General features: G+C 73.1%; 22 protein-coding genes and 1 tRNA gene. 17 read left to right on the forward strand and 6 right to left on the reverse strand.

Going from position 1 to position 24,174, the window contains the following annotated elements:
* Positions 1-34: 34 nt before the first annotated feature.
* Together ACIRPX_RS23050 and ACIRPX_RS23055 are read right to left on the reverse strand one after the other, a co-directional pair.
* On the reverse strand, positions 35-550 hold the full coding sequence (locus ACIRPX_RS23050) for an FHA domain-containing protein (protein ID WP_384256089.1): 516 nt from the start codon (positions 548-550) through the stop codon (positions 35-37).
* 10 nt (positions 551-560) lie between these two features.
* Positions 561-1,424, reverse strand: coding sequence for an FhaA domain-containing protein (locus ACIRPX_RS23055; RefSeq protein WP_404197583.1), 864 nt, complete (start codon positions 1,422-1,424; stop codon positions 561-563).
* 501 nt (positions 1,425-1,925) lie between these two features.
* On the opposite strand from ACIRPX_RS23055, the gene ACIRPX_RS23060 reads away from it, so the two are divergent.
* The 5 genes from ACIRPX_RS23060 to ACIRPX_RS23080 all read left to right on the forward strand — a co-directional run bounded on the left by ACIRPX_RS23060 (position 1,926) and on the right by ACIRPX_RS23080 (position 5,601).
* Positions 1,926-2,012 (forward strand) — tRNA-Leu (locus ACIRPX_RS23060).
* Positions 2,013-2,242: 230 nt separating this feature from the next.
* Complete coding sequence (locus ACIRPX_RS23065; protein WP_404197716.1) at positions 2,243-3,679, forward strand: DUF2252 domain-containing protein; 1,437 nt, start codon at positions 2,243-2,245, stop codon at positions 3,677-3,679.
* 40 nt (positions 3,680-3,719) lie between these two features.
* Positions 3,720-4,199 (forward strand): hypothetical protein, encoded by a 480-nt coding sequence (locus ACIRPX_RS23070; protein ID WP_404197586.1) that lies wholly within the window; start codon positions 3,720-3,722, stop codon positions 4,197-4,199.
* 185 nt (positions 4,200-4,384) lie between these two features.
* Positions 4,385-5,227: a hypothetical protein gene (locus tag ACIRPX_RS23075; protein ID WP_404197589.1), complete on the forward strand. Its 843-nt coding sequence runs from the start codon at positions 4,385-4,387 to the stop codon at positions 5,225-5,227.
* 44 nt (positions 5,228-5,271) lie between these two features.
* Positions 5,272-5,601, forward strand: a complete 330-nt coding sequence (locus tag ACIRPX_RS23080) for a rhodanese-like domain-containing protein (RefSeq protein WP_404197719.1) — start codon at positions 5,272-5,274, stop codon at positions 5,599-5,601.
* Between the two features lie 197 nt (positions 5,602-5,798).
* On the opposite strand, the gene ACIRPX_RS23085 is transcribed toward ACIRPX_RS23080, so the two are convergent.
* Positions 5,799-6,932 (reverse strand): acyl-CoA dehydrogenase family protein, encoded by a 1,134-nt coding sequence (locus tag ACIRPX_RS23085; RefSeq protein ID WP_404197593.1) that lies wholly within the window; start codon positions 6,930-6,932, stop codon positions 5,799-5,801.
* Positions 6,933-7,619: 687 nt separating this feature from the next.
* Between ACIRPX_RS23085 and ACIRPX_RS23090 the strand changes: the two genes are divergently transcribed.
* From ACIRPX_RS23090 to ACIRPX_RS23100, 3 genes are all read left to right on the forward strand, one after another.
* On the forward strand, positions 7,620-8,528 hold the full coding sequence (locus ACIRPX_RS23090) for a DUF5819 family protein (RefSeq protein WP_404197722.1): 909 nt from the start codon (positions 7,620-7,622) through the stop codon (positions 8,526-8,528).
* Positions 8,525-9,739: an HTTM domain-containing protein gene (locus tag ACIRPX_RS23095; RefSeq protein WP_404197596.1), complete on the forward strand. Its 1,215-nt coding sequence runs from the start codon at positions 8,525-8,527 to the stop codon at positions 9,737-9,739. The genes ACIRPX_RS23090 and ACIRPX_RS23095 overlap by 4 nt, the downstream gene beginning before the upstream one ends.
* Positions 9,740-9,818: 79 nt before the next feature.
* The gene (locus ACIRPX_RS23100) at positions 9,819-10,589 is read left to right on the forward strand and encodes a TrmH family RNA methyltransferase (protein ID WP_404197599.1); all 771 of its coding nucleotides are present in this window, start codon (positions 9,819-9,821) and stop codon (positions 10,587-10,589) included.
* On the opposite strand, the gene paaN is transcribed toward ACIRPX_RS23100, so the two are convergent.
* Entirely contained in the window at positions 10,586-12,289 is a 1,704-nt protein-coding gene (paaN, locus tag ACIRPX_RS23105; RefSeq protein WP_404197602.1) for a phenylacetic acid degradation protein PaaN, read from the reverse strand. The two genes, ACIRPX_RS23100 and paaN, sit on opposite strands and share 4 nt — an antisense overlap.
* A gap of 160 nt (positions 12,290-12,449) precedes the next feature.
* Here paaN and ACIRPX_RS23110 point away from each other — a divergent pair, with 160 nt between their 5' ends.
* On the forward strand, positions 12,450-13,967 hold the full coding sequence (locus ACIRPX_RS23110; RefSeq protein WP_404197605.1) for a 3-hydroxyacyl-CoA dehydrogenase: 1,518 nt from the start codon (positions 12,450-12,452) through the stop codon (positions 13,965-13,967).
* Entirely contained in the window at positions 13,964-14,554 is a 591-nt protein-coding gene (locus ACIRPX_RS23115; RefSeq protein WP_404197608.1) for a TetR/AcrR family transcriptional regulator, read from the forward strand. Before ACIRPX_RS23110 ends, ACIRPX_RS23115 begins: the two co-directional genes overlap by 4 nt.
* 10 nt (positions 14,555-14,564) lie before the next feature.
* On the opposite strand, the gene ACIRPX_RS23120 is transcribed toward ACIRPX_RS23115, so the two are convergent.
* Positions 14,565-15,065 (reverse strand): Lrp/AsnC family transcriptional regulator, encoded by a 501-nt coding sequence (locus ACIRPX_RS23120; protein ID WP_404197611.1) that lies wholly within the window; start codon positions 15,063-15,065, stop codon positions 14,565-14,567.
* Positions 15,066-15,241: 176 nt separating this feature from the next.
* Between ACIRPX_RS23120 and pdhA the strand changes: the two genes are divergently transcribed.
* From pdhA to ACIRPX_RS23155, 7 genes are read left to right on the forward strand one after another with little or no spacing between them, the layout of a single operon-like run.
* Positions 15,242-16,378: a pyruvate dehydrogenase (acetyl-transferring) E1 component subunit alpha gene (gene pdhA / locus ACIRPX_RS23125; RefSeq protein WP_404197613.1), complete on the forward strand. Its 1,137-nt coding sequence runs from the start codon at positions 15,242-15,244 to the stop codon at positions 16,376-16,378.
* A complete protein-coding gene (locus tag ACIRPX_RS23130) occupies positions 16,375-17,379 on the forward strand; it encodes an alpha-ketoacid dehydrogenase subunit beta (protein ID WP_404197616.1) in 1,005 nt (334 codons plus the stop codon). Before pdhA ends, ACIRPX_RS23130 begins: the two co-directional genes overlap by 4 nt.
* Positions 17,379-18,695 (forward strand): dihydrolipoamide acetyltransferase family protein, encoded by a 1,317-nt coding sequence (locus ACIRPX_RS23135; protein WP_404197619.1) that lies wholly within the window; start codon positions 17,379-17,381, stop codon positions 18,693-18,695. Before ACIRPX_RS23130 ends, ACIRPX_RS23135 begins: the two co-directional genes overlap by 1 nt.
* Before the next feature lie 54 nt (positions 18,696-18,749).
* A complete protein-coding gene (locus ACIRPX_RS23140; protein ID WP_404197622.1) occupies positions 18,750-19,670 on the forward strand; it encodes an NTP transferase domain-containing protein in 921 nt (306 codons plus the stop codon).
* A complete protein-coding gene (locus ACIRPX_RS23145; RefSeq protein WP_404197625.1) occupies positions 19,667-21,064 on the forward strand; it encodes a molybdopterin molybdotransferase MoeA in 1,398 nt (465 codons plus the stop codon). The genes ACIRPX_RS23140 and ACIRPX_RS23145 overlap by 4 nt, the downstream gene beginning before the upstream one ends.
* Positions 21,061-22,158, forward strand: a complete 1,098-nt coding sequence (locus ACIRPX_RS23150; RefSeq protein ID WP_404197628.1) for a potassium channel family protein — start codon at positions 21,061-21,063, stop codon at positions 22,156-22,158. Before ACIRPX_RS23145 ends, ACIRPX_RS23150 begins: the two co-directional genes overlap by 4 nt.
* Positions 22,159-22,215: 57 nt before the next feature.
* Complete coding sequence (locus ACIRPX_RS23155; RefSeq protein WP_404197631.1) at positions 22,216-23,196, forward strand: NAD(P)H-quinone oxidoreductase; 981 nt, start codon at positions 22,216-22,218, stop codon at positions 23,194-23,196.
* A 21-nt stretch (positions 23,197-23,217) separates the two neighbouring features.
* On the opposite strand, the gene ACIRPX_RS23160 is transcribed toward ACIRPX_RS23155, so the two are convergent.
* Positions 23,218-23,568, reverse strand: a complete 351-nt coding sequence (locus ACIRPX_RS23160; RefSeq protein WP_404197634.1) for a hypothetical protein — start codon at positions 23,566-23,568, stop codon at positions 23,218-23,220.
* Between the last annotated feature and the right edge of the window lie 606 nt (positions 23,569-24,174).

The following is a 24,174-nucleotide window of genomic DNA, read 5'->3' on the forward strand; positions in this document are numbered from 1 at the left end:
CGCTGCGTGCTCGCTCCGCTCGCTCATTGTCGTACTACTTCCGCAGCTCGATGACTGTCTTGCCGATGCGGATCGGCGCGCCCAGCGGAATCGGCGTGGGGGTCGTCAGCCGGCTCCGGTCGAGGTATGTGCCATTGGTGGAACCCAGGTCCTCGACGATCCAGTTGCCGTCGCGGTCCGGGTAGATCCTGGCATGGCGGCTGGATGCGTAGTCGTCGTCCAGCACGATCGTGCTGTCGTGCGCCCGCCCCAGGGTGATGGTCTGGCCCTGCAGCGCGACGGTCGTGCCGGTGAGGGTGCCCTCGGACACGACCAGCTTGGTGGGGGCGTTGCGGCGCTGGCGCCCGCCGCCGCCCTGCTGACGCTGCTGCGGGGGCGCGGCCTGCTGCCGGGCGGCCTGCTGGGGCCGTCCGCTCTCGCGCCGGGACCCGCGCTGAGTGACGCGCGTTCCGAACAGGTCGCTGCGGATGACCTGCACGGCCACGATCACGAACAGCCACAGTACGGCCAGGAAACCCAGCCGCATGACCGTGAGGGTCAGCTCTGACATTGCCCCCGCTTCACCCTTCGGCTTGCCGGTAAATGATGGTGGTGCTGCCCACGACGATCCGCGAGCCGTCGCGGAGCGTAGCGCGGGTGGTGTGCTGCCCGTCCACCACGATGCCGTTGGTGGACCCTAGATCCTGGATCGTCGAGGGCGTTCCGGTCCGGATCTCACAGTGCCGGCGCGAGACGCCGGGGTCGTCGATCCGCACGTCGGCCTCGGTGCTGCGGCCCAGCACCAGGGTCGCGCGGGAGATCTGGTGGCGGGTGCCGTTGATCTCGACCCAGTGGCGGGTGCGGCCGCCGGCCGCGGGGGCGGCAGGGGGCCGCTGACCGCCGGCGGGCTGCGGGTAGCCGTAGGCGCCGGGGCGCGCGCCGGGCGGCGGCGCGGCCGGCATGGGCGGGGCGCCCGTGGGCGGCGCGGCCGGCGGATAGCCGTAACCTCCGCCGGGGCGGCCCGCGGCCGGCGCCGGCGGCGCGGCGGGCCCGCCCGCCTGCTGGTTCGTGGTGGAGGCGAGCGTGCGGCTGCGCACCCGGTACAGGCCGGTGTCGAGGTCGTCCGCCTTCTCGAGGTGGACCTTGATGGGGCCCATGAAGGTGTAGCGCTGCTGCTTGGCGTAGTCGCGCACCATGCCGGCGAGCTCGTCGCCGAGCTGGCCGGAGTACGGGCTGAGCCGCTCGAAGTCCGGCGTGCTCAGCTCCACGATGAAGTCGTTGGGTACCACGGTCCGGTCGCGGTTCCAGATCGTCGCGTTGTTGTCGCACTCGCGCTGGAGCGCGCCGGCGATCTCCACGGGCTGGACCTCTGACTTGAACACCTTGGCGAAGGTGCCGTTGACCAGACCTTCGAGACGCTGCTCGAACTTCTTCAGGACTCCCATGAGGCACCTCCTCCGATGTCGCTGCCGTCCTGCGTCCCGCCTGGCGGGCGCTGCCTTACCTGGTACTGCTTACTGATCGTATCCACGCGCGGGTGAATCGGCTGGTTCCCCCTGTCGGCCTGGTCGACGGGTGTCGACGCTGGACGAAGTCCGCTTCGGAGGTTCCCTCCGGAGCCGTCCTTCGAACTCCTCCCACGCTCTCCTTCTGCCCAGGATCGTAGAGGCGGCCGCAGACCAGTGTCCCGCACCTGACTGTGGACTCTGCCCGGCTCCTGGGGAGACGGACAGGACCGGTACGAGGTTGATACGTGAACCGGCCTCCGTCGACACCGAACGCCGGCCCCGGACGATCGACCGCTTCCGGGACCGGATCGGCAGACGTGCCTGGTGGGCGGCTGCCCCGGGGAAAGGGATGTGAACCCACCCCTGCCAGCGTGCTAATGTTCTGGATGTCGGAAGGCACCAGGTCCCAAGGGGCGGAGGCCGGAAGACACACCCAATGCGCGGGTGGCGGAATAGGCAGACGCGCTGGATTCAGGTTCCAGTGCCCGCAAGGGCGTGGGGGTTCAACTCCCCCCTCGCGCACCAGCCGGAAGCCCCCAGGTCCCAGACCTGGGGGCTTCCGCGTTTCTCCGGAGCGGTGTGAGGCTCCTTACCCCGTGAGGACAATCACAACCCTCGTTCCACATGATCGTGAACCGGGGTTTTCCACAGGCGCGTAGTTCTCCACAGGGTCTGACGCGCTCCGGCCACCGGCTGTACGGTCTCCACGAGTTGATGTTCGTGCGGGTGCGGGGGAGGTGGTCGGCGTGACCGGAATCGGTGAGGCACAGACCGGAATCGGTGCGGCACAAACGGCGGAGCCGGCGGTACGCCGGCTTCCGCAGGTGCGGGGGTTCGCCACCTGGCCGCCCGAGGGGTCGCCCAAGGCGGAGGGCAAGGCGCTGCGCAAGAGCGTGCCGCGCGGTGCGCACTCCGCGCTCGACCTCGACGGCGCCCGGCCGCACGCGGTCGCCGCGCTGGAGGAGTCCCACCGCGGCCGGATCCCCGAGCTCACGCCGATACGGGCGGGCCGGATGGCCGCCACCCCCTTCGCCTTCCTGCGCGGCTCGGCGGGCCTCATGGCGTACGACCTCGCGCGTACGCCCATGACCCGCATCCGCGCCCAGATCTGCGGCGACGCCCACGCCGGGAATTTCGGCCTCTACGGTGACCCGCGCGGCGGCCTGGTCATCGACCTGAACGACTTCGACGAGACGGTCCACGGCCCCTGGGAGTGGGACCTCAAGCGGCTCGCCGCCTCCCTTGTGCTCGCCGGCCGGGAGGCGGGCGCCGACGAGGACCAGTGCCGCAGGGCGGCCTTCGACGCGACCGGCGCCTACCGCCGCACCATGCGCCTGCTCGCCAAGCTCCCGGCCCTGGACGCGTGGAACGCCATCGCGGACGAGGAGCTCGTCTCCCACACCGACGCACACGACCTGCTCGGCACGCTGGATCGGGTCTCCGAGAAGGCGCGGGCCAACACCAGCGGGCGCTTCGCGGCGAAGTCGACGGAGGAGGCCGAGGAGGGCGGGCGCCGCTTCGTGGAGTCCCTTCCGGTGCTGCGGGGGGTGCCGGACGCCGAGGCCGTGGCGGTGGCGGCGGCCCTTGAGGAGTACGTGACGACGCTCGCCGAGGACCGGCTCCCGCTCCTGGCCCGGCACGCGGTGCACGACGTCGCGTTCCGCGTCGTCGGCACGGGCAGCGTGGGCACCCGGTCGTACGTCGTGCTGCTCCTGGACCACCGGGGGAAGCCGCTCGTCCTCCAGGTGAAGGAGTCGCGTCCCTCGGCGCTGGTGCCGCATCTGGTGACCGCGGGCTTCGCGGTGCCGGAGGTGGCGCACGAGGGCCGCCGGGTGGTGCTCGGGCAGAAGCGCATGCAGGTCGTCAGCGACATCCTGCTGGGCTGGACGTCGGTGGACGGACGGCCCTTCCAGGTGCGGCAGTTCCGCAACCGCAAGGGCAGCGTGGACCCCGCGGCCCTGGCCGCCGACCAGATAGACGACTACGGCCGCATGACCGGCGCCCTGCTGGCCCGGGCCCACTCGCACAGCGCGGACCCGCGGCTGATCGCCGGGTACTGCGGCAAGAACGAGGAGCTGGACGAGGCGATCGCGGACTTCGCCGTCGCCTACGCCGACCGCACGGAGGCCGACCACGCCGATCTGACCGCCGCGGTGCGGTCGGGGAAGGTCGCGGCGGAGCTCGGGGTGTGAGCGGCGGGGCCGGGAGGGACGGGGCCGGGAGGGGCACCGGATGAAGTACGTCGACCTCGACGCACGGGACGGTGAGGTGACGGGGATCGTGGACCCGCGCCCCTACCTGGCGCGGCTTCCGGTGCTGGCGGGGCAACTGCCGCCGGGGGCACGGGCGTTCGCCACGGACCCGGGGCACTACGACTTCACCGGCAAACGGTGCGTCAAGGACCTCGCGCCGCAGGGGGTCCGCCGGACCGGGGACGACGAGATCGAGATCCGCTTCGGCCACAACTGCTTCAAGCACGACGAGGACCTGCTCGTCCGCTACACCGGGGTCTCCCGCTTCCAGGTGGACGTCCTGGACGTCTGTGACGTGACCGCCCTGGGCGAGGTGATCCTGGACGAGGTCCTCCCGCACGACGGCGGCTGCACGCACGAGATCGCGTGCCGGCCCGGGACGATGGTGGTGGCCTGCCGGGACCTGGCGGCGCAGTGGGTGGAGGCCGACTGCCCCGAGGCACGGGGGCGCGGACGGTGAGCCGCGGATCGGCGGGGGCAGGACCGGTGCCGGCCGGGCCGTGCGTGGCCGCGACGGCGGTGCCGGCGGGGCGGCTGCGGGCGGTGTGGGTGTCGTCGGCGGATCCGCGCTGACGTCGTCGCTGGTCGGGGAGGTTGCCGTCGGTGCGGCGGAGGGCCCGGCGGGCCGTGGCCTAGGCTGGTCGCGTGACGAGCCCGGATGCTGAGCAGGGTGGTGTCGCCGGTGAGACGCGGGCGACGCCCGAGGACGGTGCGCCGCGCCCCGAGGAGCGCCTGGAACGGGCCGTTCGGGCGGCCGAGCAGGCACTGATCGAGTACGAGATCGCGGTGGAGACCTTCCGGGTGGAGGTCGAGAACTTCTCCCGGCTGCACCACCAGAAGCTCGGCCCGATGTACGCCCGCCTCGACGAGCTGGACGCACAGATCGCGGAGGCGCGGGCCGAGCGCACCGGCGACCCCGAGGACCGCCGCAAGGCCGAAGAGGCACGTGCCAGGGTGCTGCCGATGCCCGGCGTGGAGGAGCTGTTCCACGGCTGGATGGACGGCGACGGGCTCTTCCCCGAGGCCGCGGCGATGCTCACGGACCAGCCGGTGCGGCCCCCGCAGCGGGTCCGCCCCAGCGACGAGGCCCGCAAGCTCTACCGGGAGCTGGCCCGCAAGGCGCACCCGGACCTGGCGCAGGAGGACTCCGAGCGGGCGCGCCGCGAGGAGTTCATCACCCGGGTCAACGCCGCCTACGCGCGCGGCGACGAGCCCCTGCTGCGGGAGCTGGCCGAGGAGTGGGCGAAGGGGCCGCTGCCCGCGGAGCGCCGTCCCAGCGAGAGCGAGGAGCTCTACGCCCGTCTCGAATGGCTGGCGGAGCGCAAGGAGATGCTGACCCTGGTCGCCAAGGAGCTGGAGGAGAGCGCGATCGGCGCGATGCTCCGGCTGGCGCCGGACGATCCCGACCAGCTTCTGGAGGAGATCGCCGAGAAGCTGCTGGCGGACGTCTCCCGGCGCGAGGAGGAGCTGGCCGAGCTGCTGGCCTAGGCGGTCCGTCGGGTAACGTCTCGGACATGCATTTCGGAGCTGGTGTGCCCACGGTCGAGGTCTCGGACCTCAAGGACGGCGACTTCCTGCTGGATGTCCGCGAGGACGACGAGTGGCAGGCGGGCCATGCCGACGGGGCGCTGCACATTCCCATCGGCGAGTTCGTGGCCCGCTACGGCGAGCTGACCGAGGCCGCCCCGCAGGACGGCCGAGTCAACGTCATCTGCCGCTCGGGCGGCCGATCGGCGCAGGTCGCGATGTACCTCGTCCAGCAGGGCGTGGACGCGGTGAACGTCGACGGCGGCATGCAGGTGTGGGCGGCGGCGGGGCGGCCCGTCGTGACGGACGGGGGCCAGCCCGGGTTCGTCCTGTAGCCCTGTCTGCGGGGTCTCGGGGTCTCGGGGTTCTCGGCGGTATTGGGGGGGGCTCGCGGGTCTCGGCGGTATGGGGGGCTCGGGGGTCTGGCGTTTCTTCGGGGTGTCCTGGTTCTCCAGGGTGTCCCGGTTCTCCAGGGTGTCCGGGTTGGCGTGAGGGGCGGGTTCTTCGGACTCCGCGCCGGGTGGGCCGCAGGTCAGCCGAGCTGGTGGGCCGCCAGCAGGTCGCCCAGCGCCTCCTCGTGCGCCGCCGCCGGGCCCAGCTGGAGCTCCAGGTGCTTGGCCCAGGCGTGGTACCGGTGCAGCGGGTATTCGACGTCCGCGCCGAACCCGCCGTGCAGATGCTGTGCCGTCTGCACGACCCGTCGTACGCCCTCCGAGGCCCAGATCTTGGCGACCGCCAGGTCGCCGGAGGCGGGCAGCACGCCGGACGCCCCCGAGGCGATGCGCCACGCGGCCTGCCACAGGGTGACCTCCATCGCGCGCAGGTCGATGAAGCGGTCGGCGGCCTGCACGGCGACGGCCTGGAAGGTGGCCACGGGAAAGCCGAACTGCTCGCGTTGGCCGGTGTACTCACTCGTCATGGCCAGGACCCGTTCGCCCAGGCCGAGGGCGAGTGCACAGGTGCCGCAGGTCAGCAGGGAGCGCAGCCACTCCCAGGCGCCGTCGGCGTCGATGACGTCGTGGGCCGCGATCCGCGCCGACTCCAGGCGCAGTTCGCCGAGCCGTTCGCCGGCGGTGGAGATCTGCTCGCCGAGGCGGACGCCCGGGTGGGTCCGGGGGATCACGGCGAGGAGTGTGCACTCGGCGGCGGTACGGGCCGGTACGACGAGGAAGTCGGCGGTGTGGGCCCACGGCACCGCCGTCTGCACGCCGTCCAGAATCCATGCGTCGCCGTCCTGCCGCGCCGTCACGGCGAGTTCGGCCGGGTCGTGGCCGCTGCGGCCGTTCGCGGCGACGGTCAGCACCGCCTCGCCCCGCCCGGCCCGGGCGGGCAGCTCTGACGTCAACCTCTCGCCGCCGTAGGCCTGTACGGCGGCCGCGGCCGCCGCGGACTCCAGCAGCGGCACACGTGCCAGCACCTTGGCCGACTCCCGCAGCACCAGGCAGAAGGCGATGGCGTCCAGGCCCGCGCCGCCGTGTTCCGGAGGGAGCAGCAGGCTGAGCAGGTCCGCCTCGGCGAGTTTCGCCCACAGCCCGCGGTCGAAGTCGTCGGCGACGGCGCCCGCGACGAGCGAGGGACTGGGCACCGTGTCCGGCGCGACCGGGGCGAACACTCCGCGTGCGGCCTCGGCCGCCGCCTGCTGCTCCTTGGTGAAGGTGAAGTCCACGGTCCTGTCCCTCCGGCGGTCCGCTGAGCTGACGGGTCGTCAAGATAGAACAGGTTCTAGAAGAAGGGAACGGTGTGGCGGGGGTTCGGAATCTCTCCGACCGACCGTTCGGTTCTGTGGGCCGGGACTGGGCCGGACGCCGTAAGGTGTCACCCGCTGTGGACGACCCGTGCGCGTGGCCTGTGGACAACTGGGGGCGGCCTCGTGTGCGCCGCGGCGAGGTGGACCGTCCGGGCTGCACCGAGCAGGCGGCCTGAGTACCGTGCCCTGCGAATGCGGCGGCGCGGTACGGCGCGGCGCGGGCGGGCGGTACGGCGCTCCACGGCCGGCACCGGAAAACTGACCGGGATCGAAAGACGGGCGGCAATGGACGCGTACGGCACAGACTCCGACGCCCGGTACGGGCCGGACGGTCCTGGTGGTACGTCCGAGCCGGCAGCCCGGCCCGAGCCCGCCGCCCGGCCTGAACCGGCGGCCCGGCCCGAGCCCGCCGCCCGGCCCGAACCGGCCGCCCACCCCATACCGGCGGCTCGTCCCGAACCGGGTGGCCCCTCCGAACCGGTCCTCCGGCCAGAACCGGCAGTCCCCCAGGAGCCGGATGGTCGGCCCGCCCCGGATGGTCGGCCCGCCCCGGATGGTCGGCCCGCCCCGGATGGTCGGACCCAACCGGGTGCTGATGCTGAACCGATCCCGCACGCCGAACCGATCGCCCACACCGAGCCGGTCGTCCATCCCGAGCCTGACCATCACCCCGAGCCTGACCGGCTCCCCGAAACGAACCGTTACCCCGAAACGGACCGTCACCCCGAACCAGGCAGCCCTCCGGAACCAGGCAGCCCTCCGGAACCCGAACCAGGCAACCCTCCCGAAGCGGGCCGTCGCCCCGACCCTCACCTTCCCCCCGAGCCGATCGTCCCGTCGCCGTCGGGTGCCTCGTACGGCGAGGCCCGTGGCGGCGTCGCCGCGCTCTCTCCCCGGTACCAGATCGGGGCCGCGCTGGCGCTCGCGGTCGTCGCCGTCGCCGTCTGCGTGCACCTCGGGATGGTCTTCCTGCACGTCGCGCCGTCGAACACCCTGACCAAGGCGCACGGCAAGGCGATCGACGAGTGGGTCTACCCGGAGTTCGAGCAGAACTGGAAGCTCTTCGCACCCAACCCGCTCCAGCAGAACATCGCCGTCCAGGTCCGCGCCGAGGTGCAGGCGAAGGACGGCTCGGTGCGCACCACCGGCTGGTACGACCTGTCCGCCGAGGACGGCCGGGCCATCGACGGCAATCTGCTGCCCAGCCACACCCAGCAGAACGAGCTGCGCCGGGCCTGGGACTTCTTCGTCGCCACGCACGACAGCGACAACCGGCCCTCGGGCCTGCGCGGCGCCCTGTCCGAGAACTACCTGCGGCGCATCGTGGCGCTGCGCCTGGAGCGCGACGACGCGGCCGGGAAGGGCGGCGTCGTCGAGCGGGTCCAGGTCCGCTCCCGTACCACCAACGTGACCCCGCCCCGCTGGAGCGCCGAGAAGGTCTCGGACAAGCCCCTGTACCGTGTGCTGCCCTGGTGGCCGGTCACGGCCGCCGACACCGACGGAGGCGCCGAGTGAACCGCTTCGCCCTGTCGGTCTCCTCCGCCATCGCCCGCGTCACCGAGTCGGCGCTCGGCCCGCACCAGACGGCCGTCGTCCGTATCGGCTTCAGTGCGACCTGGCTGCTGTTCTTGGTGCGCGAGTTCCCCCACCGCGAGGAGCTCTACGGCCCCGGCGGCCCGTGGAGCTGGGACGACGCCCAGCAGCTGATCGCGGTCAACCATGCCTTCTCGGCCCTGATGTGGTCGGACGGCCGCGCCTGGTTCGAGATCGTCTACGTGCTCGCCGTGCTGTCCAGCGCGCTGCTGCTGCTCGGGTGGCGCACCCGCACCATGTCGGTGCTGTTCATGATCGGCGTGCTCTCGCTGCAGAACCGCAGCGTCTTCGTGGGGGACGGCGGCGACAACGTCCTGCACCTGATGTCGGTCTACCTCGTGTTCACGCGCTGCGGCCAGGTCTGGTCGATGGACGCGCGGCGGGCCCGGCGCGCGTCCGAGGCGCACGCGCGTGGCGAGCGTGTCGCCGACCGGATCGGTCCGGCGCTGTGGGCCGTGCTCGGGTTCGCGCTGGTCGCGGTGACCGCCGGCGGCAGGTTCGACGGCATCGACGCGACCGTGCCGGTGATCGTCTGGGTGGTGTGGCTCGCGCTCGCCGTGCGATGGGTCGTCGGGCACCGCGCGAAGAGCGACGAGCCCCGGATACTGCTCGACGTCGTCGGCAACATCGCGCACAACGGCGCCGTCCTCGTGATCATGGCCGAGGCCTGCCTGATCTACGCGACGGCCGGCTGGTACAAGATCCAGGGCACTCGCTGGCAGGACGGCACCGCGGTCTACTACCCCCTCCACCTCGACTACTTCTCGCCCTGGCCCGCGCTCGCCGACCTGATGTCGTCCAGCGGCACGATGGTGATGATCGTGACGTACGGGACCGTGATCGTGCAGGTCGCCTTCCCGTTCACGCTGTTCAACCGGCGGGTGAAGAACATCCTGCTGGCGGTGATGATGACCGAGCACGCTGTGATCGCCGTGGTCCTCGGCCTGCCGTTCTTCTCCCTCGCGATGATCACGGCCGACTCGGTGTTCCTGCCGACGTCGTTCCTGCGCCGGCTCGGCGGCTGGGCGGCACGCGCGCGTGGCAGCGCCCTCGCCCGCGGCGGCCGGGTGCTCCTGCCCGGGCCGCGCGTCCCCGAGGACCACGTACCCACGCACGCGAACTCCACGGCGTGAGCCCGCGCCGCACGCGCGCCTGAGCTCCGGGCGGGTGCGCAGGCGGGCCCCGGCCGGACGCACACGTAGGCTGCCCACCATGACCGACCCCACCGCCGACACCGTGAGCGCCTGGCGCCGGCTGGCCGGCGCCTGCGTGCTGCTCGACGGTTTCCACGCTCTCAAGCACGCCCTGCGCTTCGCGGCGGAGGTCCCGGTGGCGGTCACCGCCGACCGGCGGGCGGCCCTCGCGCTCGCCGGCGAACTCGCTCCCGACGTACGGGAGGAGCTGGCCGCGCTCCTGACCGAGGTGCCGGAGCAGACGTACCGGAGCCTGGTCCCGCGCCCGCACCCCACGGCCGTGGCGGCCCTGGCCGTACGGCCCTCCCGCGCGGCCGGGATCGAGAAGCTGGCGCACACGCCCCGCACCGCGCCCGTCGTGGTCCTGGACAACCCGCGCAACCTCGGCAACGCGGGCGCCGTGATCCGGCTGGCCGCCGGGTTCGGCGCGACCGGTGTGGTCACCACCGGCACGCTCGACCCCTGGCACCCCACCGTGGTCCGCGGTGGGGCGGGGCTGCACTTCGCGACCGTCGTGGAGCGGCTGTCCGCCGAGGAGCTGCCCGCGGGCCCGCTGTTCGCCCTCGACCCGGAGGGCGACGACATCCGGGGCGTGAAGCTTCCGGACGACGCCGTCCTCGCCTTCGGCTCCGAGCGCAGCGGCCTGTCGGCCGGACTGCGCGCCCGGACCGACCACCTGCTGTCCCTGCCGATGCGCCCCCAGGTCTCCAGCTACAACCTCGCGACCAGCGTGGCCATGACGCTGTACCACTGGAGCGCCACCGGGTACGGCTCCCAGGGCGTGGCCTAGGCCTGGCCCTCGGCCTCCCGGCGGACCTCGACCACCCGGAAGCGGTTCGCCACGAACGCGCCGTCGCACAGCGCCGCGTTGGCCGCCGGGTTGCCGCCCGAACCGTGGAAGTCGGAGAACGCGGCCGTCTGGTTGACGTACACCCCGCCCGTGAGGTTCAGCGACAACTGCGCCGCCTCCTCCAGGCAGACCTCCTGGACCGCGTCCTCGACCTCGCCGTCGGTCGTGTACGCGCCGACCGTCATCGCGCCCTTCTCGCGGATCGTGCGCCGCAGGAGCTCCACGCCGTCCGCCGCCGAGTCGACCGCGACGGCGAAGGAGACCGGGCCGAAGCACTCGCTCATGTAGGCGGCCTCGTCGTCCGGCTTGGCGCCGTCCAGCTTCACGATCACGGGCGTGCGCACCACCGCGCCCGGGAACTCGGGGTTGCTGATCTCCCGCGAGGCCAGGGCGACTTCGCCGAGCCCGGCCGCGGCCTCCAGGCGCGTCTTCACGTCCGGGTTGACGATCGCGCCGAGCAGCGCGTTCGCGCGCGCGTCGTCGCCGAGCAGGCCGTCGACCGCGCGGGCGAGGTCGGCGACCACCTCGTCGAAGGTCTTCGGGCCCTCGTCGGTGCGGATGCCGTCGCGGGGGATGAGCAGGTTCTGCGGGGTGGTGCACATCTGGCCGCTGTACAGGGACAGCGAGAAGGCCAGGTTGGAGAGCATGCCCTGGTAGTTCGCCGCCGAGTCCACCAGCACGGTGTTGACGCCGGCCTTCTCCGTGTAGACCTGCGCCTGCCGGGCGTTCGCCTCCAGCCAGTCGCCGAACGCCGTCGAGCCCGTGTAGTCGATGATCCGGATCTCCGGGCGCGTGGCGAGCGTCTTCGCGATGCCCTCGCCGGGGCGCTCGGCCGCCAGCGCCACGAGGTTCGGGTCGAAGCCGGACTCGGCGAGCACCTGGCGCGCCACCTGCACGGTGAGCGCGAGCGGCAGCACCGCGCGCGGGTGGGGCTTGACCAGGACCGCGTTGCCGGTGGCCAGGGAGGCGAACAGGCCCGGGTAGCCGTTCCACGTCGGGAAGGTGTTGCAGCCGATCATCAGCGAGACGCCGCGGGGAACCGGGGTGAACTGCTTGGTCAGCGCGAGCGGGGCGCGCTTGCCCTGCGGCTTGGTCCACTCCGCGGTGTCGGGCGTGCGGACCTGCTCCACGTACGCGTACGCGACCGCCTCCAGACCGCGGTCCTGCGCGTGCGGGCCGCCCGCCTGGAACGCCATCATGAACGCCTGGCCGGAGGTGTGCATGACCGCGTGCGCGAACTCGTGCGTGCGGTCGCTGATCCGCTTGAGGATCTCCAGGCACACCACCGCGCGCATTTCCGCGCCCGCGTCGCGCCACGCGCGCTGTCCGGACTTCATGGCGGGCAGCAGCTCGTCCAGGTCCGCGTGCGGGTAGCTCACGCCCAGCTCGATGCCGTACGGCGACGTCTCGCCGCCCACCCAGTCGTCCGTGCCGGGCTGGCCGAGGTCGAGGCGGGTGCCCAGGAGGGCGTCGAAGGCGGCCTTGCCCGCCGCCATGTCCAGGCTGCCGCTCTCGCCGTAGGCCTTGGGGTGTTCGGGGTGCGGTGACCAGTAAGCGCGCGTGCGGATCGCTTCCAGCGCCTGGTCGAGGGTGGGCCGGTGCCTGGCGATCAGCTCGTGCGTGGTCAGTTCGGCGGCCATGCGGGACCAACTCCTCGTCTTGTGAACTCTTCGTCGAGCCCATGACCTGGGCAGAAATAGGGGCGGAAACAGCCGGTCAGAGTTAGAGTAACCGAACGATCGGTCGGGACAAGGGGGTCCGCCGCTTCTGTGGAAAACCCCGTGCGGGAGGATCGCGCACATGACAGCACTGGACCTCAGCAGCCCTGTGGCCGTCGTCGGCACCGGCACCATGGGCCAGGGCATCGCCCAGGTCGCGCTGGTGGCGGGCCATCGGGTACGGCTGTACGACGCCGTCCCGGGGCGCGCGCGAGAAGCGGCCGCGGCGATCGGCGCCCGACTGGACCGGCTCGTGGCGAAGGAGCGGCTCACCGCGGCCGACCGGGACGCCGCGCACGGCCGGCTGCTGCCGGCCGCGGACCTCGCCGAGCTCGCGGACTGCTCCCTGGTCGTCGAGGCCGTCCTGGAGCGGCTCGACGCCAAGCAGGAGCTGCTGCGGGCGCTGGAGGACATCGTCGGCGAGGACTGTCTGCTCGCCACCAACACCTCCTCCCTGTCCGTCACGGCCATCGGCGGCGCGCTGCGCAGCCCCGGGCGCCTCGTCGGCCTGCACTTCTTCAACCCGGCGCCGCTCCTGCCCCTGGTCGAGGTCGTCTCCGGGTTCGCCACCGACGTCTCGTCGGCCACGCGCGCGTACGAGATGGCGCGCGCCTGGGGCAAGACACCGGTCGCCTGCGCCGACACCCCCGGATTCATCGTCAACCGCATCGCGCGGCCCTTCTACGCCGAGGCCTTCGCGGTCTACGAGGCCCAGGGCGCCGACCCGGCCACCATCGACGCGGTGCTGCGCGAGTCCGGCGGCTTCCGGATGGGCGCCTTCGAACTGACCGACCTGATCGGCCAGGACGTCAACGAGTCGGTCACGCACTCCGTGTGGCAGAGCTTCTTCCAGGACGTGCGCTTCACCCCCTCGCTCGCCCAGCGCCGGCTGGTCGAGTCGGGCCGGCTCGGCCGCAAGAGCGGGCAGGGCTGGTACGACTACGGCGACGACGCCGAGCCCGCCGAGCCGCACACCGCGGAGAAGGCGCGCCCGCCCGCGTACGTCGTCGCCGAGGGCGACCTGGGCCCCGCCGGCGAGCTGCTCGCGCTGGTCCGCGAGGCGGGCATCGCCGTGCGCGAGGAGGAGGAGGACCACGGCACCCGCCTGGTGCTGCCCGGCGGCGGCCAACTGGCGCTCGCCGACGGCCAGACCTCGGTGGAGTTCCGCGACGTCGTCTACTTCGACCTCGCCCTCGACTACCGCCGGGCCACCCGCATCGCCCTGTCCGCCTCCCAGGACACCGCGCCGCAGACGCTCGCCGAGGCCATCGGCCTCTTCCAGGCGCTCGGCAAGGACGTCAGCGTCATCGGCGACGTCCCCGGCATGATCGTCGCGCGCACGGTCGCCCGGATCGTCGACCTCGCGCACGACGCCGTCGCCAAGGGCGTGGCCACCGAGGAGGACATCGACACGGCGATGCGCCTGGGCGTCAACTACCCGCTCGGCCCCTTCGAGTGGAGCCGCAGGCTCGGCCGCAACTGGGCGTATGCCCTCCTCGACGACCTGCACCTGCGCGACCCCTCCGGGCGCTATGCGCCCTCCCTCGCGCTGTACCGCCACGCCTACGCCTCCGACAAGCGGGAGGGCAGCAGCTCATGACCACCGCCAAGCGCGACACGTACACCCCGGAGACGCTGCTGTCGGTGGCCGTCCAGGTCTTCAACGACCGCGGTTACGACGGCACCTCGATGGAGCACCTCTCCCGGGCGGCCGGAATCTCCAAGTCGTCGATATACCACCACGTGTCCGGCAAGGAGGAACTGCTGCGCCGCGCCGTCAGCCGGGCGATCGACGGCCTCTTCGGCATTCTCGACGAGGAGCACGCGCGCGTGGGAAGCGCCGCCCGGCGCCTGGAGTACGTGGTGCGGCGCATGGTCGAGGTGCTGATCGGCGAGCTGCCGTACGTGACGCTGCTGCTGCGGGTGCGCGGCAACACCGACACCGAGCGCTGGGCCCTGGAGCGGCGCCGCGACTTCGACCACCGGGTGGCCGAGCTGCTGAGGGCGGCGGCGGCCGAGGGGGACGTGCGTGGGGACGTGGAGGTGCGGCTCGCGACGCGCCTGGTCTTCGGGATGATCAACTCGATCGTCGAGTGGTACCGGCCGGACGGACGGGGCATGGACGAGCGCGAGGTGGCCGACGCGGTCGTGCGGCTGGTCTTCGGAGGGCTGCGGAAGGAGGGCTGACCGGCCGCACTCAGCCCTGCGGCTCCAGATCCTCCTCCTCGAACACCAGCAGGGTGCGCGTGCTGAGCACCTCGGGCATGGCCTGCAGCCGGGTGAGCACCAGCTCGCGCAGCGCCCGGTTGTCCGAGGTGTGCACCAGCAGCAGCACGTCGAAGTCGCCGCCCACCAGAGCGATGTGGGAGGCCCCGGGCAGCTGCCTGAGCTGCTCGCGCACCGTCCGCCAGGAGTTCTGGATGATCTTCAGGGTGATGTAGGCCGAGGTCCCCTGACCGGCCCGTTCGTGGTTGACGCGGGCGCCGAACCCGCGGATGACGCCGTCGTCGATGAGACGGTTGATGCGCGCGTAGGCGTTGGCGCGCGAGACGTGCACCCGCTCCGCGACCGACCGTATCGACGCGCGGCCGTCCGTCTGGAGCATCTGGAGGATGTCCAGATCGATGGCGTCGAGGGGACGGGCGGGCGGTGCGGCACCCGTTCCCTCCGGCCCCTCGGCCATTTGTTCAGGTGCCATGTCCCCCCGCCTCCCTGCCGTGGACGTACTGCTTTCATTCCAGGCTGTGGAGAACCGTTTGTCCACAGCGTGGAGCCGCCTGTAGCCAAAATGTGTCGGCGACCGAACAATCGGTAGGTGAGGCGCACCACAATGCCGTGGTACGCCCGAAGCCGCTCCCACGAGGAGGTGCCGTCATGACGGTCATGGAGCAGCGGGGCGCCTACCGGCCATCCCCGCCGCCCGCCTGGCAGCCCCGCACGGACCCCGCTCCGCTGCTGCCCGACGCGGAGCCCGTCCGCGTCCTCGGCACCGAGGCGGCCGCGAAGACCGACCCGGCGCTGCTGCGCCGCCTGTACGCGGAGCTGGTCCGCGGCCGCAGGTACAACGCGCAGGCCACCGCGCTCACCAAGCAGGGCCGCCTCGCCGTCTATCCCTCCAGCACCGGCCAGGAGGCCTGCGAGGTCGCCGCCGCGCTGGCCCTGGAGGACCGCGACTGGCTCTTCCCCAGCTACCGCGACACGCTCGCCGCCGTCGCCCGCGGCCTGGACCCCGTCCAGGCGCTCACGCTGCTGCGCGGCGACTGGCACACCGGCTACGACCCGCACGAGTATCGCGTGGCCCCCCTGAGCACCCCGCTCGCCACCCAGCTCCCGCACGCCGTCGGCCTCGCGCACGCCGCCCGCCTCAAGGGCGACGACGTGGTCGCCCTCGCCATGGTCGGCGACGGCGGCACCAGCGAGGGCGACTTCCACGAGGCGCTGAACTTCGCCGCCGTCTGGCAGGCCCCGGTCGTCTTCCTGGTCCAGAACAACGGCTTCGCCATCTCCGTCCCGCTCGCCAAGCAGACCGCGGCCCCCTCGCTGGCCCACAAGGCCGTCGGCTACGGCATGCCCGGCCGCCTGGTCGACGGCAACGACGCGGCCGCGGTGCACGAGGTGCTCGGCGCCGCGGTGCGCCGCGCGCGTGAGGGCGGCGGCCCCACCCTGGTCGAGGCGATCACGTACCGCATCGAGGCCCACACCAACGCCGACGACGCGACCCGCTACCGCGGCGACACCGAGGTGGACGCCTGGCGCGCGCACGACCCGATCGCGCTCCTGGAGCACGAGCTGACCGAGCGCGGACTGATCGACGAGGACGGCATACGGGCCGCCCGCGACGCCGCCGAGACCATGGCCGGCGACCTGCGCGAGCGGATGAACCAGGACCCGGTGCTCGACCCCATGGACCTCTTCGCCCATGTGTACGCCGAGCCCACCGCGCAACTGCGCGAACAGCAGGCCCAGCTGCAGGCGGAGCTCCACGCGGAACAGGAAGGCGGCCACCGATGACCACCGTCGCCGTCAAGCCGGCCACCATGGCGCAGGCCCTCACGCGCGCGTTGCGCGACGCCATGGCCGAGGACCCCGCCGTGCACGTCATGGGCGAGGACGTCGGCACCCTCGGCGGCGTCTTCCGGGTCACCGACGGGCTCGCCAAGGAGTTCGGCGAGGACCGCTGCACGGACACCCCGCTGGCCGAGGCGGGCATCCTCGGCACGGCCGTGGGCATGGCGATGTACGGCCTCAGGCCGGTCGTGGAGATGCAGTTCGACGCCTTCGCCTACCCGGCCTTCGAGCAGCTGATCAGCCATGTGGCCCGGATGCGCAACCGCACCCGCGGCGCCATGCCGCTGCCGATCACCATCCGCGTCCCCTACGGCGGCGGCATCGGCGGCGTCGAGCACCACAGCGACTCCTCCGAGGCGTACTACATGGCGACTCCGGGGCTCCATGTCGTCACGCCCGCCACGGTCGCCGACGCCTACGGCCTGCTGCGCGCCGCGATCGCCTCCGACGACCCGGTCGTCTTCCTCGAGCCCAAGCGCCTGTACTGGTCCAAGGACTCCTGGAACCCGGAGCACCCGACGGACGTCGAGCCGATCGGCCGCGCGGTGGTGCGGCGCGCCGGCCGCAGCGCCACGCTCCTCACCTACGGGCCGTCGGTGCCCGTCTGCCTGGAGGCTGCCGAGGCCGCGGCGGCCGAGGGCTGGGACCTCGAAGTCGTCGACCTGCGCTCCCTGGTGCCGTTCGACGACGAGACGGTCTGCGCCTCGGTGCGGCGGACCGGACGCGCGGTCGTCGTGCACGAGTCCGGCTCCTACGGCGGCCCGGGCGGGGAGATCGCGGCCCGCGTCATGGAGCGCTGCTTCCACCATCTGGAGGCACCGGTGCTGCGCGTGGCCGGGTTCGACATCCCCTACCCGCCGCCGATGCTGGAGCGTCACCACCTGCCCGGCGTCGACCGGATCCTGGACGCCGTGGCGCGCCTGCAGTGGGAGGCCGAGAGCTGATGTCACGCGCTTCTGACATGCACAGCCTGGAGTTCAGGCTCCCCGACCTCGGCGAAGGACTCACCGAGGCGGAGATCGTGCGGTGGCTGGTCGAGGTCGGCGACCTCGTCACGGTCGACCAGCCGGTCGTCGAGGTGGAGACGGCCAAGGCGATGGTCGAGGTGCCCTGCCCCTACGGCGGCGTGGTCACCGCCCGCTTCGGCGAGGAGGGCACGGAGCTGCCCGTCGGCGCCCCGCTGATCACGGTCGCGGTGGGCGCTCCGGCCGCCGCCGAGACCGAGGGCTCGGGCAACGTCCTGGTGGGATACGGCACCTCGCAGGCGCCCGCGCGCCGCCGCAGGGTGACGCCGGAGCGGACGGCGGCCGTCGCCCCGCCCCGCGAGGCGAACGGGCACGGCGGCACTCCGGGGCCGGTGGACGGCCCCGTCCCCGTGATCTCGCCCCTGGTGCGCAGGCTCGCCCGGCAGAACGGCCTGGACCTGCGCGAGATGACCGGCTCCGGCCCCGACGGGCTGATCCTGCGGGCGGACGTGGAGTACGCGCTGCGTGCCGCCGGGGCGCAGGCAGGCCCGTCCGAGGCCCCGGCCGAGGCCCCCGCGCGCGTGACGCCCGCCCCGGCCGCCGGCAACGGCCTGCGCGTCCCCCTCAAGGGGATCCGGGGCGCCGTCGCCGACAAGCTCTCCCGCAGCCGCCGCGAGATACCGGACGCGACCTGCTGGGTGGACGCCGACGCCACCGAACTCATGCGCACGCGTGCCGCCATGAACGCGGCCGGCGGCCCGAAGATCTCCCTGCTCGCCCTGCTGGCCCGCATCTGCACCGCCGCCCTCGCCCGCTTCCCCGAGCTCAACTCCACGGTCGACATGGAGGCGAGGGAGGTCGTCCAGCTCGACCAGGTGCACCTCGGCTTCGCCGCGCAGACCGAGCGGGGCCTGGTCGTGCCGGTCGTCCGGGACGCGCACGCCCGGGACGCGGAGGCGCTGACCGCGGAGTTCGCCCGGCTGACCGAGTCGGCCAGGACGGGAACCCTCACCCCCGGCGACCTCACCGGCGGCACGTTCACGCTGAACAACTACGGCGTCTTCGGGGTCGACGGCTCCACGCCGATCATCAACCACCCCGAGGCGGCCATGCTCGGCGTCGGCCGCATCGTCCCCAAGCCGTGGGTGCACGAGGGCGAGCTGGCGGTGCGTCAGGTCGTCCAGCTCTCGCTCACCTTCGACCACCGGGTGTGCGACGGCGGCACCGCGGGCGGATTCCTGCGGTACGTGGCGGACTGCGTGGAACAACCGGCGGTCCTGCTGCGCACGCTGTGATTGCGCGGCCGCCCACACGTTCCCTGTGATCGCCACGGCACGCATACTCGGGGGGTGACCTCGTACGAGCCCTCCGGCGACCGCGCCGACGCCGTGCCGTACGACGCCGTCGTGCTCGCGGGCGGCGTCGCCCGGCGGCTCGGCGGCGCGGACAAGCCCGGCGTCCGTGTGGGCGGCCGGGCGCTGCTCGACCGGGTCCTGACCGCCTGCGCCGACGCCCGCACGACCGTCGTCGTGGCCGACGCCCGGCCCACCGCCCGGCCCGTGCTGTGGACCCGCGAGGACCCGCCCGGCGGGGGACCCGTCGCCGCGCTCGGCGCCGGGCTGCACCACACCACGGCGGGAGAGCTCGTCGTCCTCTCCGCCGATCTGCCGTTCCTCGGGGCGGCCACGGTACGGCGGCTGCTGACCGCGCTGGACGCGAGCGGCGCCGACGGCGTCCTGCTCACCGACGCGGACGGCCGCGACCAGCCCCTCGTGGCCGCCTACCGCTCTCAGGCGCTGCGCCGCGGGCTGGCCGCGCTGTCCACGGAGCACGGCGGCCTCACCGGCCTCCCGCTGCGCCGGCTGACCGGCGCCCTCGACCTCACCCGTGTCCCGGACCCCGTCGCGTCCTTCGACTGCGACACCTGGGACGACATCGCCGCCGCCAGGGCACGTATCAGGGAGCATGGGCACGTGTTGGATGAATGGATTTCCGCAGCCAAGGACGAGCTGGGCATCGACCTCGACGTCGACACGCGCCTCCTGCTCGACCTCGCCCGCGACGCCGCCCACGGTGTGGCCAGGCCCGCGGCGCCCCTGACCACCTTCCTCGTCGGCTACGCGGCCGGCCGCGCGGGCGGTGGTCCCGAAGCCGTCGCCGAGGCCGCCCGCACGGCCGCCGCCCTCGCCCAGCGCTGGGCCGAAGAGGCCGCCGCCCAGGCGGACGCCGCACCGGGCGCCACGCCCGACGACCACCCGGACGCCGGATGACCGCCCGCTCCGCCCGCACCGGCGAGGACGCCGGGGACCTGGACGTCGAGGAGGTGCTCGCCCTGGTGAACGACCATGACGGCCGCATCGCCGGCGACAGCGTGCCCGCAGCGTCCGGCCCCCCTCACGGGGCGCCGCACCGGCCCGACGCCCGGCAGCACCGGGCCACCCCCTGGCCCGAGGCCCGGGAGATCGCCGCCCGTGCCGCCCGCACCCGTGGCCCCAAGGGCAGGGGAGATGCCTCCGGCGGGGCCCGGCGCGCCCTCGTCTCGGTCCCCCTCGACGCCTCCCTCGGGCTCACCCTCGCCGCCCCCCTCACCGCCCTCACCGACCTGCCCTCCTTCGACACCTCCGCGATGGACGGCTGGGCGGTCGCGGGCCCCGGCCCCTGGGAGGTACGGGACGAGGGCGTCCTGGCCGGGCACGCCGAGTCCGCGGCCCTCACCGACGGCGAGGCCGTCCGGATCGCCACCGGCGCCCGGATCCCCCTCGACACCACCGCGGTGATCCGCACCGAGCACGGCCGCACCGACGACAAGGGCCGGCTGCACGCCGTCCGCGCCATGCACCACGGCCAGGACATCCGCCCGCGCGGCCAGGAGTGCCGCTCCGGAGACCAGCTCCTGCCCGTCGGCGCCCTGGTGACCCCGGCTGTGCTCGGTCTCGCCGCGGCCGCCGGCTACGACACCGTCACCGCGGTCCCCCGCCCCCGGGTCCATGTCCTGGTACTGGGCGACGAGTTGCTCACCGAAGGCACCCCGCACGACGGACTGATCAGGGATGCCCTCGGCCCGATGCTGCCGCCCTGGCTGCGCGCGCTGGGGGCCGACGTCACCTCCGTACGACGGCTCGGCGACGACGAGAAGGCCCTGCGCAAGGCGGTCACCGGCTCGGACGCCGACCTGATCGTCACCACCGGCGGCACCGCCTCCGGCCCCGTCGACCACGTCCATCCCACCCTGCGCCGCATCGGCGCCGAACTGCTCGTGGACGGCGTGAAGGTGCGCCCCGGCCATCCCATGCTGCTGGCCCGCACCAAGGACGACCAGCATCTGGTGGGCCTGCCCGGCAACCCCCTCGCCGCGGTGTCCGGCCTGCTCACCCTCGCCGAGCCCCTGCTGCGCACGCTCGCCGCGCGCCCGGCCCCGGAGCCGTACACCCTGCCGCTCCAGGAAGCGGCCCACGGACATCCCCACGACACCCGGCTCATCCCCGTCGTGCTGCGCGGCGACCGTGCCGTGCCGCTGCACTACAACGGGCCCGCCATGCTGCGCGGCATCGCGGCGGCCGACGCCCTCGCCGTCGTGCCACCGGGCGGCGCCGGCTCCGGCCAGGAGCTGGAACTCCTCGATCTGCCCTGGGCCTCCGCCGGAATCGGAGTGTGTTTCACGTGAAACTGCCGGGCCATGACGCGATCGCCCGCCAGGCGGACGAGCATCTCGTGACCCACCGGGTGGAACTCCCGAAGAAGGTGATCGAGCGGCCGATCCGGCAGGTGGCCAGACGCCTGCTGCTGGCACTGCTGGTGCTGTTCGCGACCGCCCTGATCGTCTACGCCGACCGCGAGGGCTACAACGACACCTCCGACCAGTCGGTCGACCTGCTCGACGCCTTCTACTACGCGACCGTCACGCTCTCCACCACCGGATACGGCGACATCACCCCGGTCAGTGACGCCGCCCGGTTCACCAACATCTTCGTCGTCACGCCGCTGCGGGTGCTCTTCCTGATCATCCTGGTCGGCACCACGCTGGAGGTTCTCACCGAACGCACCCGCGACGAATGGCGACTCAACCGCTGGAGGTCCACCTTGCGCGACCACACCGTCGTCGTCGGCTTCGGGACGAAGGGGCGCTCGGCGGTCCAGACCGTCTGCGCGACGGGTCTGAAGAAAGAGCAGGTCGTCGTGGTCGACCCCAGCTCCAAGGTGATCGACGCCGCGACGGCCGACGGCTTCGCCGGCGTGATCGGGGACGCGACGCGCAGCGAAGTGCTCAAGCGGGCCGAGGTGCACCGGGCACGGCAGATCATCATCGCCACCCAGCGCGACGACACCGCCGTGCTGGTCACCCTGACGGCACGGCAGCTCAACCGCGGGGCGAAGATCGTGGCCGCGGTGCGGGAGGAGGAGAACGCCCCGCTGCTGAAGCAGTCCGGCGCCGACGCCGTCATCACCAGCGCGAGCGCGGCCGGCCGCCTGCTCGGCCTGTCCGTGCTCAGCCCCGTGGCCGGCATGGTGCTGGAGGATCTCATCCAGCAGGGCACCGGGCTCGACATGGTCGAACGGCCGGTCGTGAAGGCCGAGGTGGGCCGCAGCCCGCGGGAGACGGAGGACCTGGTGGTGAGCGTCATACGCGGCCACCGGGTGCTCGGCTACGACGATCCGGCCATCGGGACACTGCAGTTGACGGACCGTCTGATCACCATCGTCCGGGCCACGCCGGGCGCGCGGGTCACACCCGGCATCCGGACCCTGCCCCAGGAGTGATCACGTGCCGTGGCCCGCTCCCGTGCCGCCCGGACGGCGAGGAGTAGCGTCCCCCTCATGCATGCGATCACGATTCCCGAACCTGGTGGGCCCGAGGCGCTGGTGTGGGACGAGGTCCCCGATCCGGTGGCCGGTGAGGGCGAGGTGCTGGTCGAGGTGGCGGCCGGCGCCGTCAACCGCGCCGACATCCTGCAACGGCAGGGTTTCTACGACCCACCGCCGGGATCGTCCCCCTACCCCGGCCTGGAGTGTTCCGGCCGTATCGCCGCGCTCGGCCCCGGAGTCTCCGGCTGGGCCGTCGGCGACGAGGTGTGCGCGCTGCTCGCGGGCGGTGGCTACGCCGAGAAGGTCGCGATCCCGGCCGGCCAGCTGCTGCCCGTGCCCGGGGACATCGGCCTCACGCAGGCCGCGGCGCTGCCCGAGGTGGTCTGCACCGTCTGGTCGAACGTCTTCATGATCGCCCATCTGCGTCCCGGTGAGACGCTGCTGGTGCACGGCGGCTCCAGCGGCATCGGCACCATGGCGATCCAGCTGGCCAAGTCGATCGGCGCCAAGGTCGCCGTCACGGCGGGCAGCAAGGAGAAGCTGGAGCGGTGCGCCGCGCTGGGCGCGGACATCCTGATCAACTACAGGGAGCAGGACTTCGTCGAGGAGGTCAGGAGGGCCACGGACGGCGCGGGCGCCGACGTCATCCTCGACAACATGGGCGCCAAGTACCTGGACCGCAACGTCCAGGCCCTCGCCGTCAACGGCCGCCTCGCCATCATCGGCATGCAGGGCGGCATCAAGGGCGAGCTGAACATCGCCACGCTCCTGACCAAGCGGGGCGCGATCAGCGCGACCTCGCTGCGCGCGCGCCCGCTCGGCGAGAAGGCGGCGATCGTCGCGGCCGTGCGCGAGCACGTGTGGCCCCTGCTCGACGGCGGCCACGTCCGCCCGGTCGTCGACCGGGAACTCCCGATGAGCGACGCCGCCGCGGCCCACCGGGTCGTGGAGGAGAGCCGTCACGTGGGCAAGGTGCTGCTGGTCGTGCCCTGAGGCCCGTGACGGCCGGGATTCCTAGGCGCGCCGCAGCCGCAGCCCGATGAAGGCGAACCCGAGGCCGAGCCCGATCAGGACCAGTCCGCCGCCCAGCGGCAGGATGCGCAGAACGGGCTCGGCCGGGGTCGCGGCCTGCTGAGCGGGGGGCCGCGCCGGCCGGGACGGAACCAGTCCCGCCTCCGCGGGCGGCGACGCGGAGTCGTCGTCCGTGCCGTCTCCCGCGTCCTCCCCCTGCGGGTACGCGCCGTCCCCGCTCTCCTCGCTCTGGTTCTCGCTCTGCTCCTCGCCCTGGTCCGAGGAGCCGCCCGCCGACTCGTCGGCCGGCGGAGTCTCCCGGCGTCCGGGCCGCTCCCGCCCCTCACCCGCCACGCTCCCGGCGCGCGACGGCTCGGGCGTGGCCTTGGCGGAGCCGGACCGGCGCGGCGCGGCCTGCGGGGTGCCGGCACCGTGCGAGTGCCCGGTGTGGGACCCCCTGCCGGTCCCGTCCCCGGTCCCGGCCTCGTCCCCGTCACCGTCCAGGTCCGCCGATGCGACCGCGTCCGGAGCGGCGGGTCCGTGCGCGGAGCCGGGCCTGTGCGTCGATCCGGGGGCGTGTGTCGATTTGGGGGCGTGCGTCGTCTCAGGCCCGTGCCCGGCGGAACGGGAGAGACCAGGTGGTCCGGAGAGACCGGATGGGCCGGACAGACCTGACAGACCTGACAGACCTGAGAGACCGGAGTCCGCCGATACGCCCGCGTACGACGAAACGGCCCGGTACGGCGAGACGGCGCGGTCCGACGAAACGCCTCCGTACGACGAAACGCTCCCGTACGACGCGGCGGCCCGGAACGCCTCGGCCCCGTACGCCGCCCCATCCCCGCACGGGGACACGAGCACGCCGGCCCCCACCCCCATCACCAGTCCGGCCCCCTGCAAAGCACGCAGCCATGGAGTCACGTCTCAAGGCTCACACCGGCCCGCACTTCCGGCACGCCG

The organism is Streptomyces sp. NPDC101225 (genome assembly GCF_044767585.1).
In the GTDB taxonomy this organism is placed as follows: Bacteria; Actinomycetota; Actinomycetes; order Streptomycetales; family Streptomycetaceae; genus Streptomyces.